General features: G+C 54.6%; 14 protein-coding genes. 2 read left to right on the top strand and 12 right to left on the bottom strand.

The features are described 5' to 3' along the window. Nucleotides 1–11 precede the first annotated feature (11 nt). The 5 genes from NST26_RS02770 to NST26_RS02750 form a co-directional block, all read right to left on the bottom strand. Nucleotides 12–629: a DUF47 domain-containing protein gene (locus tag NST26_RS02770; protein ID WP_036730910.1), complete on the bottom strand. Its 618-nt coding sequence runs from the start codon at nt 627–629 to the stop codon at nt 12–14. Between the two features lie 204 nt (nt 630–833). After that, nucleotides 834–1,949 (bottom strand): DUF3048 domain-containing protein, encoded by a 1,116-nt coding sequence (locus tag NST26_RS02765; protein ID WP_340825846.1) that lies wholly within the window; start codon nt 1,947–1,949, stop codon nt 834–836. Between the two features lie 169 nt (nt 1,950–2,118). Further along, nucleotides 2,119–2,895, bottom strand: a complete 777-nt coding sequence (locus NST26_RS02760; RefSeq protein ID WP_340978433.1) for a DODA-type extradiol aromatic ring-opening family dioxygenase — start codon at nt 2,893–2,895, stop codon at nt 2,119–2,121. Nucleotides 2,896–2,978: 83 nt separating this feature from the next. Continuing rightward, nucleotides 2,979–3,809 (bottom strand): alpha/beta hydrolase family protein, encoded by an 831-nt coding sequence (locus NST26_RS02755; RefSeq protein ID WP_036730916.1) that lies wholly within the window; start codon nt 3,807–3,809, stop codon nt 2,979–2,981. A gap of 204 nt (nt 3,810–4,013) precedes the next feature. Beyond that, nucleotides 4,014–4,214 (bottom strand): hypothetical protein, encoded by a 201-nt coding sequence (locus tag NST26_RS02750; protein WP_036730918.1) that lies wholly within the window; start codon nt 4,212–4,214, stop codon nt 4,014–4,016. 185 nt (nt 4,215–4,399) lie between these two features. Between NST26_RS02750 and NST26_RS02745 the strand changes: the two genes are divergently transcribed. Then, a complete protein-coding gene (locus NST26_RS02745) occupies nt 4,400–5,062 on the top strand; it encodes a DUF1129 family protein (protein WP_339312678.1) in 663 nt (220 codons plus the stop codon). A gap of 41 nt (nt 5,063–5,103) precedes the next feature. Further along, nucleotides 5,104–6,042, top strand: coding sequence for a hypothetical protein (locus NST26_RS02740; RefSeq protein ID WP_340978432.1), 939 nt, complete (start codon nt 5,104–5,106; stop codon nt 6,040–6,042). A 93-nt stretch (nt 6,043–6,135) separates the two neighbouring features. On the opposite strand, the gene ilvA is transcribed toward NST26_RS02740, so the two are convergent. The 7 genes from ilvA to purM form a co-directional block, all read right to left on the bottom strand. Further along, on the bottom strand, nt 6,136–7,398 hold the full coding sequence (ilvA, locus tag NST26_RS02735) for a threonine ammonia-lyase IlvA (protein ID WP_036693275.1): 1,263 nt from the start codon (nt 7,396–7,398) through the stop codon (nt 6,136–6,138). 537 nt (nt 7,399–7,935) lie between these two features. After that, complete coding sequence (locus NST26_RS02730) at nt 7,936–10,020, bottom strand: methyl-accepting chemotaxis protein (protein WP_340978430.1); 2,085 nt, start codon at nt 10,018–10,020, stop codon at nt 7,936–7,938. Nucleotides 10,021–10,558: 538 nt separating this feature from the next. After that, the gene (locus NST26_RS02725) at nt 10,559–11,881 is read right to left on the bottom strand and encodes an SEC-C metal-binding domain-containing protein (RefSeq protein ID WP_339253448.1); all 1,323 of its coding nucleotides are present in this window, start codon (nt 11,879–11,881) and stop codon (nt 10,559–10,561) included. Between the two features lie 308 nt (nt 11,882–12,189). Then, the gene (gene purD / locus NST26_RS02720; protein WP_209875514.1) at nt 12,190–13,455 is read right to left on the bottom strand and encodes a phosphoribosylamine--glycine ligase; all 1,266 of its coding nucleotides are present in this window, start codon (nt 13,453–13,455) and stop codon (nt 12,190–12,192) included. 23 nt (nt 13,456–13,478) lie between these two features. After that, on the bottom strand, nt 13,479–15,026 hold the full coding sequence (purH, locus tag NST26_RS02715; protein ID WP_036730931.1) for a bifunctional phosphoribosylaminoimidazolecarboxamide formyltransferase/IMP cyclohydrolase: 1,548 nt from the start codon (nt 15,024–15,026) through the stop codon (nt 13,479–13,481). Between the two features lie 601 nt (nt 15,027–15,627). Next, nucleotides 15,628–16,242 carry a phosphoribosylglycinamide formyltransferase gene (purN, locus tag NST26_RS02710; RefSeq protein WP_036730933.1) on the bottom strand — a complete coding sequence of 205 codons (615 nt, stop codon included), beginning with the start codon at nt 16,240–16,242 and terminating at the stop codon, nt 15,628–15,630. Then, complete coding sequence (gene purM / locus NST26_RS02705) at nt 16,242–17,282, bottom strand: phosphoribosylformylglycinamidine cyclo-ligase (RefSeq protein ID WP_036730936.1); 1,041 nt, start codon at nt 17,280–17,282, stop codon at nt 16,242–16,244. Before purM ends, purN begins: the two co-directional genes overlap by 1 nt. Nucleotides 17,283–17,673: the final 391 nt, after the last annotated feature.

The following is a 17,673-nucleotide window of genomic DNA, read 5'->3' as shown; positions in this document are numbered from 1 at the left end:
TTTGAGGCCCCTTATGAGTTACGCATGATGATCGATTCCAGCATGTTGGCTACGTCTTCACATTTATCCGTGGTGGTCTCGAGCCGCTCATACAATTCTTTGCGCTTAATCAGCTCAATCGGGTCCTTCACAGTCTCGAACAGGGCCTTGGTGCAGATACGCAGGACTTCGTCGCCCTGGTTCTCCAGATCATTCAGACGGATGGTGTATTCGCGGATCGCCAGCAGCTTCTTCTGGGAGAGCAAATGAACCGCCTTCTGGATCTCGTATGCACTCTGGCGGAGAATCTCTGCGAACTGGACAATATACTCATCCGCATCCAGCAGGTTATACATATAGAAACGCGAGGCAGAAGCCTCCAGACCATCAATGACATCGTCCATGCTTGTAATCAGATCCATGATGTCGTCCCGCTCCAGCGGCGTAATGAACGTCTTGTTCAATTCCTTGATGACAGTGTGTGTGTAGGTATCGCACTGGGATTCGTATTTCTTCATCTCCCCGGCGAAGTTCTCCACATTGCCCTGGAGAGTCGAGATATTCTGAGCGAAATAATCCGCCGCCTGAACAATGGTGTCAGCCATGTTTTCCAGCGTCTCAAAGAATATATCCTTTTTTCTGAGCCTCATTAGCTTTATACCCCTTTACATGAAATTGCCGTAAAAAAATGCAGCCATCCAAATGTAAATGCATGAAAATGAATGACAACCCTTGTTATCTTATCATATCGACAGAAGGGATAGAAGACAAAAAAACGAACTTTTTTACACTATAATAACAATTCCCTGCAACTTACGAAAATAATCATCCGAACATTCAATCTCCAGCCGGAATTAGGGGGATGCAGGCGCCTGCGCGTATTCGAGATGACTGCTGAACGAAGGACTGTTCGGAACGATCAGAATATGGGTAATCCCCGGGAACATCAGCGCCTCCTTGCCGTCCTTCTTCACGAACCGGATGACGTCTCCGGGGCTGCGCGACCACTTGCCGTTCATCGCTACGCCGCGCTGTAACAACACCGCTTCTCCCCCCAGCTCCGTATCCACCTGCAGCCGGCCGACATCGTCCAGCACCTTATGGTCCGAACCCATCACGATGATGTTTGCCGCTTCCACCGGACGGTTATTATTCAGATCGAGATGCGGCTTGCCGTTCACCCAGCGGGCGTATGTGCGCTGCTCTGCGTTATAATGGTACCCGACATTGTAGCTCTTCAGCAGGAAGTTCACACCCAGCGCAAGCGCCGGGGTGCCCTCCACAGGAATGTACTCCGGATCATGGAAAAGAAAACCCGGTACCTTCACGCTCTCCGCATAGCCCAGCTTCACTGCCCCCTCCCGCAGCTTGGCGGCATTGCTGTACAGGTTATGCGGGGCCTTGCGTTCCTTGTCCCGCCAGAAGTAGGCCCCCGCGCGGCCGATTTCGTCCATATCCGCCTTCTTCTGCCGTTGCAGAATGGCATAGGCATCCGGACTGCCTCCGGCATGCACCGTTATGCCGCCATAGCTCTCGCCGATATCCAGCAGGTAAGGGCGGATACTGCGGATCGGCCCAATCTTCACCACCCCGGCATGACTCTGAAAGATACCGATCAGCCGGGTAATTCCGCCTTCGGCCAGCACCTCGTACAGAATATCCGCCTCGCTGATCCCGGACTGCGGGCGGGCCGCCGGGGCATTATTGATCATGACCGCGAGCGGCCGGGGCAGGCTCTCCTCCTCAACCGGCAGGCCTGTTAAGCCGGAGACTGCTCCGGCGGCAGGCTCAGGAGAGGGGGACTGTACCACCTCTGTCGGCTGTGGCTCCAGGGTAGGCGCTGCTGTTGGTGCAGACGTGGGTACGGGCACAGGGCTGGCCTGCTCGTTACTGCAGGCAGAGAGCAGCACGGCGGCAAGGACCAGAGCAGATACAGGACGGGATACATAACGGTTCACCGATATAGACACGTTGTTCCTCCTAATCGTAAGTTACAGCTTGCTTCTCTCGATTCTCTTCTATGAAACTCGCTTCCTTTATTTAATCATAGCTGGCAGAGTTTGTCTTGAGTCAAGTGGAAACGGCAGCACAAAAAGAGTACAGCCCTTATAGCAGCTGTACCCTCTATTCATTCCTATATTAATCAAACATCCAGCAGTTCAGGCTGAGCGTACCGTATTGGTAGGCCTGAATCATTAACTGTGCCGCTCTGCCTTCATCGGCTGCACCCAATACGTAGAAGAGCGGAATGAAATGTTCCTTGCCGTAGGTTGGTACGGCCTCCCTCACATGCGGAGCTTGCTTCTCATACGCATACAGGGAGGGAAGATCCCAGGCCGCAAGCCGCTCTGCAATCCACCCGTCGAAGTCAAGCGCCCATTGCTCCGGCTGATCCTTCTGCTTCAGCAGCCTGAGGTTATGCACCAGACCGCCGCTGCCGATCAGGAGGACACCTTCCTCACGTAGCGGAGCAAGCATCCGTCCGATGTTGTACTGCTCCTCAGGCGAGCGGAGCGAATCCACGGATAAGGCCACGACCGGAATATCCGCCTGCGGGAACATGGTCCTCAGGATGACCCAGGCACCATGATCCAGCCCACGGCCCAGCACGGGCTGATGGAGCAGATTACTATCCTTGAACAGTTCCGAAATACGGCGGCTAAGTGCGGGATCACCTGGAGCAGGATAACTCAGCTGATACATCTCTTCCGGGAACCCGTAGAAATCATGCTGCGTTTCATGCTGTGCGTCCACTGTGATCAACTGCTCGGGACTGTCCCAATGAGCTGAGAAGATCACAATGCCCCGGGGCTTCCCCAGATCCGAACCCAGCCGCTGCAAGAAACGCGTATAGTCGTTATCCTCAAGTACCAGCAGCGGGGAGCCATGCGCAATGAAAAAGGCCGGTAATTTCATAGGGTAAGAGCCTCCATTTCCGGTATGGTCTTCCCCTTTATTTTACAGCTAATTCCCAGCCATTGCGAGTGCCGTTACCGCTCCTATATCATCCAGTTCTGCCATTCCTCCTGCAGATGCTCCTGCTGGTTCATCCAATCCCGGGTACGCTTAAGCACCTGCTCCTGCGCCGGACCCGAAGAGAAGGTATGATCGCCCTGGAAAATAATCTCCTTGTCGCACCGTCCTTCCGGCCGGGTCCAGAACAGCTTCTGGTAGAGAAACGCATAATCTACAGGAATCACATCATCGGAGGTTCCGTGGATGACCAGCACATCGCCGCTGAACTTCCCGGCTTCCTGGAACGGCTGGAAGGCAGCCAGGGAATTGAAGTATACCGGAGTGAACGAATAGCCGGCGTAATCTGCTGAACCGCTCTTCACCGACCGGTCGAAGGCATCTCTGCCGACAATCTTGACGATATCATTGAAGGGATAACCGACAGCTGACCACAGTACAAGGTTCTTCACCCGCCGGTCACGGACACCGGTCAGCAGCGCCACCGCACCGCCCAGACTGTGTCCGATCAGCGTTACACGCTGCGGGTCCACATCGGCCGAGCTGATGCCGTAATCCAGCACCGCCCGGGTCTGCCCGATCATCGACTCCATATCCTCACTGCCGTAATCACCGCTGCTCTCCCCGCAGCCCGCATAATCGAAGCGAATTACCATATAGCCATCCTGCGCCAGCTCACGGGCTGCCTTGACGAAGATCCGGTCGACACCGATCCGGCTGCCCACGAAGCCATGGCAGATCACTGCAAGCGGCACCCGGTTCTTGCACCGTCCTGTCCCTGCCCGGTCTGCGGCCGGATAATGTATGCTCGCTGTCAGTTCCTCTCCGTTATGCCGGATGATGATATTCCGTTCCATTGCGGCGTCCTCCCCTGAATGGCTGATTTATTTTAAATTATAATAATTCCGATTAACTTAGTATGATTAATATCTCTATTATAATATCTGTGCTAATTTGTTGTCAATATGCATGAAGCCCGCAGCTTACGTCAGCCCTACCGGAGAAAAGGCCCCTTCCACTCCCGCAGGAGCAAAAGAGGCCCATACCCGCTTAGGCATCACTCAGTCATAGCTGTCGTGAAACATGTCGTGTGTCTCCTGCCGGCCTTCCCAATCCCCGAGCCCGTTCTCCTGGCCCTGCCCCGCAGCATCCCATAGGCTGAAGCCGTCAGAATTGCCCCAGTCCCCCACATCATTAGTCGGTACAGGCGCGGTGCCGTCGTTCACAGCCTTGCCGGGTTCCTGCTTGTTCTCCTGTTCCATAACGCTCCCTGCCTTCCCTCTAGCTATAGTTGGTGAAGCCACCACCTCTTCAGTGTTTACTCTTCCAAAAGGATTATTCAGACCTTCGTGAACGAACGTTGTCCTTGCACACGGCTGGTGCACAAACGTATACTCTAGGTTGAAGGTATCCTGATCACTCAATGCTGGAGGTATAGGTCCACACTATGAAAGTCAAAGCTATGATTAAGCAGAACAACCTGCTGCGGGAGCAGATGACGCCGTCTAACCGCTCTTATTACGAAGATATGATTCTGGCGATGCGCGCCAGTTCAGTAGATGCTGTACGTGCAGAGGAACTGCTACTGGAGGCGGCTGAGCTGCTGCTGAAGGGACAAGCCAAGGGCAAGAATGCCAAGCAGATTTTTGGCGAGAAGCCCGGTGATTATTTCAAGGACGTGATGGACAGTGTCCCGCCGCGCACACCGCGCAGCCGGCTGAAGAACTCTATGATGATCTCCTGGTCCGCTCTGACCCTGCTGTTCGGGACGATGGGCATTGCCGGCCTGATTACACAGTGGAGCGGCGGTCCGCACGAACTCTTCGGCCAGCTCAGCCTGTTCACGCTGATCGTCGTCGGCGCAGGCTCCATCCTGCTGGTTGAGCTGATTATGAAATGGATGGCCTCCCTGTCGGAGGATGACAGTCCGAAGCCCAAGACCTTCGACATTAAGGCCCTGGGCATCTACATCGGAATTGCTGTGATTGCGGTATTCGCCGGCATATTCCTCGATAATCTGTTCCCGGTGATTCCGGTCTCGCCCTGGGTCAGTCTGGCGCTGGCCGCTGCCGGAGGGCTGGGGCTGAAATTCATATTCTTCCCATCTTAGAGCCTGTAACCCACATCCATTCCACACAGGAGGAGACTCGAATGAAAAAGCATGCCGCTCTATCCGCCGCAATCGCCCTGCTCATAGGGCTTCAGGCAGGCGCAGCCGTCCCGGCCGGTGCCGAAGGCAGCGGAAGCAGCCGGACAGGCACTTCCGGTGCAGCTGCAAGCGCTAAGACTGCCAGCCATGCAGAAGCGGTCTATAAGGGCGCGCTGCCGCTGCTGTCCAGCGGTAACCTGCCGGGTACCATTGCCTATATGAAGACGAAGCTGTATGCAGTCACTCCTTATCAGGCGACTGTATTGACGCTGAAGCTGGAGAACCTGCATAAGGCGCTGCTCCCCTCCTGGGAGAAGAAATTCAGCAGCAGCGAGGTCCAGCGGAAGCTCCTCACCGTCTACAGAGGGGGAGTCAGCATGGAGAAGCTGGCTGAGAGTACGGATAACGCCGCCTTGCGCGCCCTGCTACAAAATGCGGGAGAGAGCGGATACAAGCTGGATACCGCCGAGGGCAGTTTTTACCCGGTGATTGATTATGCGGCTTACCGCAAATATAAGCCTTATGTAACGGAGGATATCAGCAGTTATATTTCCATTATGGCGGCTGAATCAGATCTGCCTTCTTCCAAGGATAACGGGCTGATCATTGCTTGGGGCGAGGTAGCCGACCGTGCGCTGACCCAGGAGCAATTCATCCAGACCTATCCCACATCCAACCGGGTACAGGCCGTCAAGAAGCTGTATAACCAGTATGCTATGAACACCTTCTACGGCCAGAATAACACCCCGCTCTTCCATTACGATAATCTGGAGATGGATCTGGAGGCGCAGAAGGCCTACACCAGCATCCTGGCCAAGAACAGCAGTACCAGTGCTTTCCTGCAGAAGCTTGACGGCTTCATGAAGCTGATGAAGAGTAACGGCTACCTGCTGGACGACGCGGCGGAGCAGTATCTGAAGACTGAGGTACCTCAGCCGTAGGCGGTTCAATTACATCCCATACAACGTGAAACAGCCCCGTCCAGACTTTGCTGGACGGGGCTTACTTTGTCTATATGCAGCTACTCCCGCACCTCAGATCAGCATACTGAACAGATTAACATCCTTGTTAATCTCCACATAATCGACGCCCTTCTGCTTCATCCGCTCAATCAGCGGGGCGTAGGCATCGGTAGACATCAGTTCAATGCCGACCAGGGCCGGGCCGTTCTCCTTCTCATTCTTCTTCGTGTACTCGAACCGGGTAATATCATCATCCGGTCCGACCACCTCGGTCAGGAACTCGCGCAGGGCACCCGCACGCTGCGGGAAGTTGACCATGAAGTAATGCTTAAGACCCTCATAGATCAGGGAACGCTCCTTGATCTCCTGCATCCGGTCAATATCGTTGTTGCCGCCGCTGACGATGCAGACCACGCTTTTGCCGCGGATCTGATCACGGTACATGTCCAGTGCAGCAATGGGGAGGGAACCGGCAGGCTCCACCACAATGGCATTCTCATTATACAGCTCCAGAATAGTGGTACACGCCTTGCCCTCCGGCACCTTCACCACATCATCCAGAAGCTTCGAGCAGATATCGAAGGTCAGGCCGCCGACACGCTTCACCGCCGCGCCGTCCACGAACTTGTTGATCTCCTTCAGGGTGATTACCTCACCGCTCTGCATAGCCTCACTCATCGAAGCCGCGCCGCTGGGCTCCACACCAATAACCTTGGTTGCCGGACTCACCGTCTTAATATAGGTGGCTACACCGGCTGCCAGCCCGCCGCCGCCGATGGTGACGAACACGAAGTCCGCTGGCTTGTCCAGATTCTCCATCACCTCCATGGCAATGGTTCCGTTGCCGGCAATAATACGCGGCTCATCGAACGGGTGAATCAGGGTCATGCTATAGTCAATGCAAGCCTGCAGCGCTTCATCATAAGCATCATCGAAGGTATCCCCCTTCAGAATCACCTCAACGAATTCGCCGCCGAAGCGCCGGACCTGCTTAATCTTCTGATTAGGAGTAGTGCTCGGCATGAATATCTTGCCTTTGATGCCTAGTGCCTTGCAGGAATAAGCCACGCCCTGGGCATGATTTCCCGCGCTGGCGCAGACGATGCCCTTGGCTCTGTCTTCGTCAGACAGACTGCGGATCATATTATAGGCTCCCCGGATTTTGAAGGAGCGTACAATCTGCAGATCCTCACGTTTCAAGTACACATTACAGCCGTATTTGGCCGACAATACCGCATCCAGCTGGAGCGGCGTACGGACGATAACCTCCCGCAGCACATGGTGTGCGCGTACAATATCTTCCATTCCTACGATCCGGTTTTCGCCTTCTCTCATGTTTTCCCCGCCTCACTGTCTCTTTCTTATCGTTTCGCTTCTTGTAACATACTCTTCCAAGGACTTTTTTTCAACCCTTGTCCACTCCACACACCATAACATCCACTGAGAGTGGAATCACACTCTATATGATGCATGTCAGCGCCTCCATCCGCACACCCACTCTATCTCATTAACTACATCAAGCTGCACAATAGACAGATTACCTAGCCGAAGGAGTCACGCTGGAGTTGAGTAGACTTGCGGTGTAAGCCTGCGGCTGCACAGCCTAGTTACTGCGCATTCAATGGGATTTTTCCCCTTAAGTTGCTCACACAGCCCACTTCTGGCGCATTTAATGGGATTTTTCCCCTTAAGTTGCTCACACAGCCCACTTCTGGCGCATTTAATGGGATTTTTCCCCTTAAGTTGCTCACACAGCCCACTTCTGGCGCATTCAATGGGATTTTTCCCTTCCCTTCCCTTCCCTTCCCCCCCATTCATCCGACAAACACAAAACGGCCCTGTCATCCATCGGCAAGACCGCCTACACTACTTCTATACCTTAAACCTCGACACCGCACTCAGCAGCTGCGCCGAGCTGAGCTTGATCTCCTCCATCTCCGCTACGATGCTGCCGGACCGCCCGATGATCTGCTCCGCTCCGGCAGCAATGGCTCCCGCTCCTTCTGCCCCCTCATTCGTCGCACTCCCCGTCTCGCTGATTGCAGTAAGCATGCTCTGTATGGAAGCCAGCAGCTCTTCCGAGGTGGCGCTGAAGTCCGTCACCAGCTCCTCGATATACCTGGCATCCTCACTGTACCGCTCTCCGGTCTCCTGCATGGCATCGTAGTCCGTCTTCACCTGGCTGTCCATGAAGCCAAGCATACTCTCCGCAGCCTCCACCAGATTGGACACCGCCTGGACTACCGCCCCTGTCACTCCCTGGATCTCAGTCACCGTCTCACGCGAGTTGTCGGCCAGCTTACGGATCTCCTCTGCCACTACAGCGAACCCCCGGCCCGCTTTCCCGACCCTTGCCGCCTCAATGGAAGCATTCAGCGATAACAGGTTGGTCTGGGCAGCGATCTCTAGAATGGCGCCCGTAAGCGCGCTGATCTGCGAGATTGATCCCGACTGTTCGATGGCCGTGCGCAGCTTCTCTTCGCTAAGCCCGTACACGGTATCCGCCTGTGTGCGGGATTCCCAGGCTCTCTCCTTCAGCCGCTCCGCCCGTACGTTAATTTCTCCGGCGGCTTCCGCCCCCTCCTGAGCTTTGCGGGCAATCCCGTGGATCGCCGCCTCGATCTGGGTCGTGCTGGCATTCATCTCCTCCATCGAGGCGGCGGTCTGCTGCAAGCCTGCCGACAGCTCCTCCGTAACCCCCGAGATATCGGTGATGCTGCCGTCCAGCACGAATACGTTCTGCTCTGTATTCCCTACCGCGCCCGAGATACTCTGCGAGCTGTGCAGGATCTCTTGAATCAGTAGCTGCTGCGACGCGATCATATCGTTGAAGCCCTCAGCCAGCACCCCGATCTCGCCTCCTGCGGTTACCCTTGCCCTTACCGACAGGTCCCCCGCCTTCGCCTGCCCGAACGCAGCCGTGAGGAGCGGAAACTGCTTCAGGATACTGCCCGAGACCAGATACAGCAGGACAGACAGCACCGCAATCGAAACCATAATGGAGAGGAAGAAAATCAGCTCGAAGCGCTTCAGCTCAAGCTCCGCATGCTTTTGCGGTACGATCAGCGCGACTGACCACTGGTTAGCCACAGCCGGTGAATAGGATACATAGCTGGGCTCGCCATCTATATCTGTCTGGATGACATTCGAGCCCCACTGCAGCATTTTATCGCCGACAGCCTTCCACGATCCACCCAGGTCAGCCATCTTCTTCAGCAGAATATGATCCGGATTGGGATGGTAGATGAACGTCCCTGTCTCATCAATCAGCACGGCATAGCCGCTGCCTTTATAATTAAAAGCGCCCAGCGCAGCTGTAATCTGCTCAATCGAAATATCTGCACTCGCCACGCCGATCAGCTTGCCTGAATCATCAAGCAGCGGTGTGCTGACACTGACGACCATTTTGCCTGACCCCGCATCAATATAAGGATTGGTAATCGTTACACGCTTGTTCGCAGCCGCAGCGGAATACCAGCTTCGCTCCTTCAGCACGTAGTCTGCCGGAGGCTCGAATTCATCCTGGGTAATCACCTTGTTCACCGCATCCAGACCTATGTATACATTGAGCAAATTCTTATTGTTGTTCTTGATCAGGTTCAGCGTCTGGATCAGCTCCGTGTACCCGTCCGTAGTCTTCAGCGTCTGCGCATCCTTCACCCTCAGAATGAAGTCGCGGAGGTAGGCGTTGGCATTGAGCAGTGCCACACTGTCTACAGCAGGCTGCAGCAGGTCGTTGACCTGCACCCCGATCGCCCCTTTCTCATACGTCAGCGAGCTCTTCAGCCCGTCCACGATAAGCTGCTTGGCATTGCTGTAGATCACTACAGACACCGTCATGAAAATAACCACCACAGACAGAATCACTGACAAAAACAGCTTGCCGCGAATCCCCATATTACGGAGTGAGCCGATAAGCCCCCTCTCCCTGACCTTCTTACTCTTTCCCAGTGCCATAGACCCTCCCACCTTCCATGTATAAAGACCCGGGGCTATCCCGGATCTTCTCTGTCTTTTCGACTTATTTCTGCAAAAAAACCCTTTATCCCTGTACCGTTTTCCCATAGGCTGTGAAATAAGTGTGTCCATGTAAGGTATTTTCTCATAATTATCGAGTTAAACCTCTTATTTACCCATATCACCGCTTGTTCATGTCAGGTTATTTGCACAAAAAAGACTCCCTTGTATCTGCTGTATTCAGCAAAGCGCTCTGACATTATTCATCATCGACTTTGCAGTATCGTAGATCCTGTATATCGTCCGTCCGCAATGAATACTTGGCCATCATCGCCCTGTGATGTAATTACGTAGATGTATTGCTCAGGATAGTTGTTAACTCTAACGACCGCCACCAGCACCATCGCCCATTGTGTTCGGTTTTTCGCATACATCGGCATAGGCCTGCGTCCAGTGAAATCAGCGAGGTCACTCCTATTTACTTATCCAAAAAAAACACAGCCCCAAAGGACTGTGTTTGTTATTTCATCTATAGCGTCTATTGCTTCAGCATCCACTTAAGCAGATCCGGCAGGCTCGCCCACAAGCGCGAGTGCATAATTACATATTCAATCGCTTCATTGGGATCACCCATACCGACATAATCCGGAAGATTATGCGGCAGCCGCTTCATACCCAGCAGGTAATCCGGCACATGCTTGTTCACTCCGCGGGCTATGCGGTAGAGCATTTTGAGCTGCGAGGTAATGCCGTTCTTCTTGAACTCCAGTACAATCCGGTCATAGGCAAAAGCCGCCGCCGCATCCTCTTCACCGTAGTTCTTAATGATCCGCTCTGCTTCTTCAAGCTGGTTGCTATACAGATATACAGCAGTCAGGAGATAGCGGGCACCCGTATTATCATCCTTATTAAGCTCCAGAATATGCTCCAGCATCTCTGTTGCTTCCTCCGCCTTACCGCCGAACCAGCAGGATTCCGCGTAGCTCTGGCAGATCCGGATATAAGGGCGGGTCTCATAGAGCCCCCAGAAGAACCCTTTATGCTTCGTAAAATAAGACTCGCCCAGCTCCCGTCTGCCTGCGGCGATTCCCGCCTTCAGCAGCTCACGGGCGTCTTCCTCATTCTCCGTTTCCTCGGCCAGAATAAGGTAGGCTTCCGGGCTGTCAGGATAGAGCTCCAGCGCCTTCTCCGCGAGCTGGACCCGGCGCTTCGCAGAGGTTGCCTCCATGGCTTGGGCCAGAAGGGTCTGCGCCTTCTCCTGCGGAGTTTCCGCTCCGTTCAGCGCCATCAGATCGTCCGCTTCCCCGGTCATGCCGTATTCCTCGACATAGTTATATATTTCTTTAACCTTGCGGGAGATCGTGGCCGTGGTAATCGCGTATTTGTCCGCCAGCTCCGCCTGCGACAGCATGAAGCCGTACTCCTCGGACAGCAGGTATTCGATCGCCGCACAGAATGAGCCTGTCTTCTTCACGGCCGGCTTGGTCTGGCGGGAGAAGCCGTTCCACAGCAGCAGTGCTTCCAGGATCAGCTCACGGTCATACTGGTCTCTCATGTGCTCGATCAGCTCCAGCGCCAGCTGTTCATGGGCCGGATGCTCCCAGTTCAGCTCCTTCGCCACCATCTTCTTCAGCTTGGGCAGCGTAAGCTTGCCCGCAGCAGGGGCGGCACTTACCGTAGCCGGCTGTTCCTCGTGCACGATTACGCCGGGTATGGTTACAGGTGCTTGCGCCGCTGCATCCCCTGCATTAACCAGCCGCAGCATCGACTGGGCCGCCGCTCTGTCTTTCTCCATGCAGCATTTCTTATATTTGTTCCCGCTTCCACACGGGCATAAGTCATTTCTTCCTACCTTACTCAAAACTAATTCCCCCTTAAATCAGTAACTGTACATCCGCATAAACATCGCTGTTATTGTACTATTATAGCATTCGTTATGGAATTGCAAGTGGAAACGGCTGTGGCGTCCTTTTAGGGACGGTACCGTTTCGGCGAGAAATAGAAGGATAATTTATAGCGTGGAACATATGAATTCTTCTATTTTAAAAAAGGCCTTTCCTTAGAAAGGAAAGACCCTTTATCTGTATATATCCGCACATTTTCCCCCGTACGAGTTGTATTATAGCACTTCTCCTACAACTTGTCAGTCCTTTTTTTGGGACTTTTTTCTCAGACCAGTGCCTTCATTGCGATATCACTGCGGTTCTGTTTGCCCGCAAACGTAATATTCTCCGCACGTGCATAGGCCGATGTACGTGCTTCGGCAATGGTTGCCCCCAGGCCTACCACCCCAAGCACGCGGCCGCCGGTAGTCACCCAGCCGCCATCCCCGCTGCGTGCGGTTCCGGCATGGAAGACCAGCGCAGAGCCGCTGTCTTCCAGCCCGCTGATCGGCACACCCTTCGGGTAAGGCCCGGGATATCCCTCCGAGGCCAGCACCACGCAGACTGCCGCCTCAATGCTCCACTCGATCGGAATATCGGCGAGTCTGCCTTCGGTCACAGCCAGGAAGATCTCCAGCAGATCGCTTCGCAGCCGGGGAAGAACCACCTGTGTCTCCGGGTCCCCAAAGCGGGCATTGAACTCAATCGTCTTCGGTCTGCCGTCCGGCGAGATCATCAGTCCTGCGAACAGCACTCCGCTGAAGGGACGGCCCTCAGCCACCATCGCTCTGGCTGTCGGCTCAATAATCGTCTCGACCGCTTCACGGATGATCGCTTCATCGATATGCGGCAGCGGGGAATACGTCCCCATGCCTCCCGTATTAGGTCCTTTATCGCCGTCGAATACAGGCTTATGGTCCTGGGCCGCAGCCATCGGCCGCACCGTTTCGCCATCCACGAACGCCAGAATCGACATTTCCTGCCCGGCAAGGAACTCTTCAATGACGACCTGCGCCCCTGCTTCCCCGAAAACCTTGTCGACCATGATCTCCTGAAGGGCCTGCTCCGCTTCCTCACGGGAATACGCCACGGTTACCCCTTTGCCTGCGGCCAGGCCGTCCGCCTTGATGACAATCGGCAGTTCTTGGCTCCGCAGATAAGACAAGGCTGTCTCATAATCGCTGAATTTCTCGTAAGCGGCTGTCGGAATACTGTATTTATGCAGCAGATCCTTCATAAAGGTCTTACTGCCCTCAATCTCTGCGGCATTCTTCCGCGGGCCGAATACAGGGATATCCTGGGCTTCGAAGGCGTCCACAATGCCTGCAGCGAGCGGATCATCCGGTCCGATAACCACCAGTCCTACCTTCTTCTCCTTGGCAAAAGCGGTCAGCTTATCGAACTCGAAGACGCCGATCGGCACACATTCCGCAAGCTGCGCAATCCCGGCATTGCCGGGGGCGCAGTAGATTTTACCGGCACGGGGACTGCGGGACAAGCTCCAGATGATTGCATGCTCACGTCCGCCGCCGCCGACTACTAAAATATCCATAAGGCTCTGATCCTCCCAGCGTGCTAGTGTTTGAAATGGCGTACGCCGGTGAAGACCATGGCAATGCCGTATTCATTGGCAACCTTAATCGATTCCTCGTCCTTGATCGAGCCTCCCGGCTGAATAACTGCCGTAATTCCCGCCTTCGCAGCCATTTCCAGTGTATCGCCCATCGGGAAGAAGGCATCTGATGCCAGCACAGCACCCTTCGCTTTCTCGCCTGCTTGTTCAATGGCAATCTTGGCCGCACCGACACGGTTCATCTGTCCTGCACCTACACCGACTGTCATATCGTCAGCCGCCAGCACGATGGCGTTGGACTTCACATGCTTCACAACCTTCCAGCCGAACAACAGCTGCTTCAGCTCTTCTTCGGTAGGCTTGCGGTCGGTTACCACTTGCAATTCCTCAGGATTCACAGAGTGTACATCGCTCTCCTGCACCACCATTCCCCCTTCAACGGAGGTGACCACAAAGCTGCTCTTGCGGGATGCAGCGGTGCTGAGGTTGCCCAGCTTAAGCAGGCGGATATTCTTTTTCTTCGTCAGGATCTCCAGCGCTTCGTCTGTGAAGCCTGGGGCCAAGATGATTTCGAGGAAAATATCCTTCAGCAGATTAGCCGTATCCGCATCAATAATCCGGTTGGCTGCCACAATTCCGCCGAAAATGGAGGTAGGGTCCGCATTGTATGCTTTTTGATACGCTTCATAGACGCTTGTGCCCACGCCCACACCGCAAGGATTCATATGCTTCACGGCTACAACCGCAGGCTCTTCGAATTCTTTGACAATCTGGAGCGCTGCGTTCGCGTCATTGATATTGTTGTAGGACAGCTCTTTGCCGTGCAGCTGCTCAGCAGCCGTCAGGGTATCCTGCGCCGCCAGCGGCTTGCGGTAGAACGCAGCCTTCTGATGCGGGTTCTCGCCGTAGCGCAGATCCTGGATTTTCTCATAAGTGACCGTGTAGCGCTCCGGCAGCGGTTCACCGGTGACATTCGCCAGATAATCGGCAATCAGGGCATCGTAAGCCGCCGTATGGCGGAAGACTTTGGCCGCAAGACGTTTGCGGGTTGCAAGGGTTGTATCTCCACCGGCGCGTACTTCTTCAAGCACATTCGCGTAGTCGGCCGCATCCACCACCACACTGACAAACGCATGGTTCTTCGCCGCAGAACGCAGCATGGTCGGTCCGCCGATATCGATGTTCTCGATAGCCTCTTCATAAGATACATCTGGCTTGGCAATCGTCTCCGCGAACGGATAGAGATTCACCACGACGAGGTCGATGTAATCAAGGCCAAGCTCATTCATCTGACGGGTATGCTCTTCGTTGTCACGAACGGCCAGGAGGCCGCTGTGTACAGCTGGATGTAGGGTTTTGACGCGTCCATCCATGATCTCAGGGAAGCCGGTAACATCAGAGATGCCAATGACCGGAACGCCTTCCTTCGCCAAAAGTGTGCTGGTGCCGCCTGTGGAGATAATTTCTACGCCTAATGCAGACAACTCGCGGCAAAAATCCACGATGCCCTGTTTGTCCGATACGCTGACCAGCGCTCTCTTGATACTCACTTTGAATAGTCCTCCTCTGGATTCACGCTAGATTATTGGGGTGTAGGTTTTAGTTGGATTTTTGTCATCTAATTTCGGCAGGTAAGCACGTAGCGGGGCAGTAGTTGGAAAAAATACACTTAAATAACGCCAGATAAGCTAAATCACTCGATTGGGGTCAGATTAGCTGTACTTTTTCCACTTACGCTCCGCTCACCGCACCTATCAGCCAGATTAGTTGGAGAAAATCCACCTGTTACTGTAGCTTAGCTTATTGGGTTGGGAATACTATAACCTTTAAAAATAGAATTACCTTGTAACTGTGGATGATTGCCGGATGAACACTGGATGATTACAGACACGAATCTTGTAGAATAGGGTGGTAATTCAGGTAATCAGGTGTTCTGGTTGTTTCTGATGTTTCTGTCCTGCATATATCCTTTTGTGCTTATGCCAGCAAACCTGTATTTTCGCAATTTCAGGCCAAGCCGCCAGATCTTCCGTCAATTACTGCCACTTGTGAAGTATTTCCCGAGAAATATCAGAATCGGCCGGGGTTTGCCAGAAATGTCGGAATTACTCAGTTCAACAGCCGGTACAGGCAGCTATGCAGCAACTTCGCTTAATCGCCAATGGTCGTCATTCTTCCGTTCAATTCTACTTTTCCGGCGGCAAAAGCACTCACTACCTCAGGATACAGCGCGTATTCCACCTGATGGATGCGTGCAGCCAGCGATTCAGCGGTATCTCCAGACTGGACCTCCACGCTGCGCTGGGCGATCACCGGTCCGGTATCCATGCCTCCATCGACAAAATGCACGGTCACGCCCGTCAGCTTCACGCCATACTCCAGCGCCTGCCCGATCGCGTCCTTCCCGGCAAACGCCGGCAGCAGCGAAGGATGAATGTTGATGATCCGTCCGGCATACGGTGCGAGCAGAACAGGGGAGATCAGCCGCATGTAGCCGGCCAGCACCACCAGTCCGATGTTCCGGCGCTGCAATTCAGCTACAATCGCGGCCTCATACTGCTCCCGGCCCGCGAAGTCCTTCGGCCGCAGCAGCAGAGCAGGAATGCCTGCCTCCTCTGCCCGCTGTGCTACAGGCGCTTCCGGCTTGTCCGAGACCAGCAGCTCTATGCTGCCTCCGCCCAGCCTGCCCTCCCGCTGTGCCTGGACCAGTGCAGCGAAATTGCTGCCTGTTCCGGAGGCAAAGACAGCGATTCGGCTCCACTCCATCAGACTTCAGCTCCCGTAAAGGTAACGATGCGCTCTCCTTCAGTAACCGTGCCGATCCGGTAAGCCTCTTCCCCGCTCGCCTTAAGCAGCTCCAGCGCACGCTCTCCGTCCGCTTCCGCCACGACCAGCACCAGCCCCACGCCCATATTGAACGTTGTGAACATGTCGCGGTTGCTTACCTGCCCCTTGCTCTGCATCAGGCTGAAGACCGGCTGAATCGGCCAGGAGCCATAGTTAATCTCTACATTCACATTCTCCGGCAATACGCGCGGAATATTCTCGATGAACCCGCCGCCGGTAATATGGGCCATACCCTTGACCGGAAGCTGTTCGAGCAGAGCGAGCAGCGGCTTCACGTAGATCCGGGTTGGGGCCAGCAGAACATCCGCCAGCGGCGCTCCCAGCTCCGGCACAACCTCATCTAAGCCGTAACCGTCTTCCTCCAGCAGCAGCTTGCGCACCAGCGAGAAGCCGTTGCTGTGAATCCCGCTCGAAGCCAGTCCGATCACTGTGTCTCCTGGAGCAATGTCTGCTCCGGTTACCAGCTTCGCCTTATCGGCCACACCGACGGTGAATCCGGCGATATCATACTCGCCTGCCGCATACATGCCCGGCATCTCGGCGGTCTCGCCGCCGATCAGCGCGCAGCCCGCCTGATGGCAGCCTTCGGCGATCCCGGAGACAATGGCTTCAATCTTCTCCGGCACGACCTTATCGCAGGCCAGATAATCTAGGAAGAACAGCGGCTCAGCGCCCTGTACCACGATGTCATTCACGCACATGGCGACCGCATCGATACCAATCGTGTCGTGGCGGTCAGCCGCGAACGCGATCTTCAGCTTCGTGCCCACACCGTCTGTTCCCGATACGAGAACCGGCTCTTCGTACTTGTCCTTATTCAGGCCGAACAGGGCGCCGAAGCCGCCCAGCTCCGTCATCACTTCCGGACGGTATGTGCGCTTCACATGCTTCTTCATGCGTTCTACTGCTTCATTGCCAGCCGCAATATCTACTCCGGCTTTCTTGTACGCTTCTGACACTTTTGGACACCTCATTTAAGTTAGTTTAGAGCGCGTGTTCGGGGCGGCAGGGATTTGGTTCGGTTGGTGGTTATATTCGTCATTCCGAGGAACATTTGGACTTCCGGCCGCTGTTATATTTGGATTTCCTTGATTTGAACCGCTGATCGCGGTAGAAATCCAAATATAAAGGCGAACGCTATCGCTCCTACAGTTCCAAATTTCCTCTCCATGACTCCCACCACCGGGTTTTCAAACCCATACCGCAAGCCGAAATTTTGCGCCTTGCACAGCGGCAAGGGGTCGGCGTTGTGGGCGAAGCCCAGCGCCTCCTTAGGCAACCGCTCCCCCGACTTTGCGATAGCAAACAGGACGGGGGCGGGAGCTAGGCCCGCACGGGGCGAAGCCGTGC

The organism is Paenibacillus sp. FSL R7-0128 (genome assembly GCF_038002245.1).
In the GTDB taxonomy this organism is placed as follows: domain Bacteria; phylum Bacillota; class Bacilli; order Paenibacillales; family Paenibacillaceae; genus Paenibacillus_AQ; species Paenibacillus_AQ silagei.
Note: the sequence above shows the minus strand (reverse complement) of the source record. Positions and strands in the feature narration are given on the sequence as shown.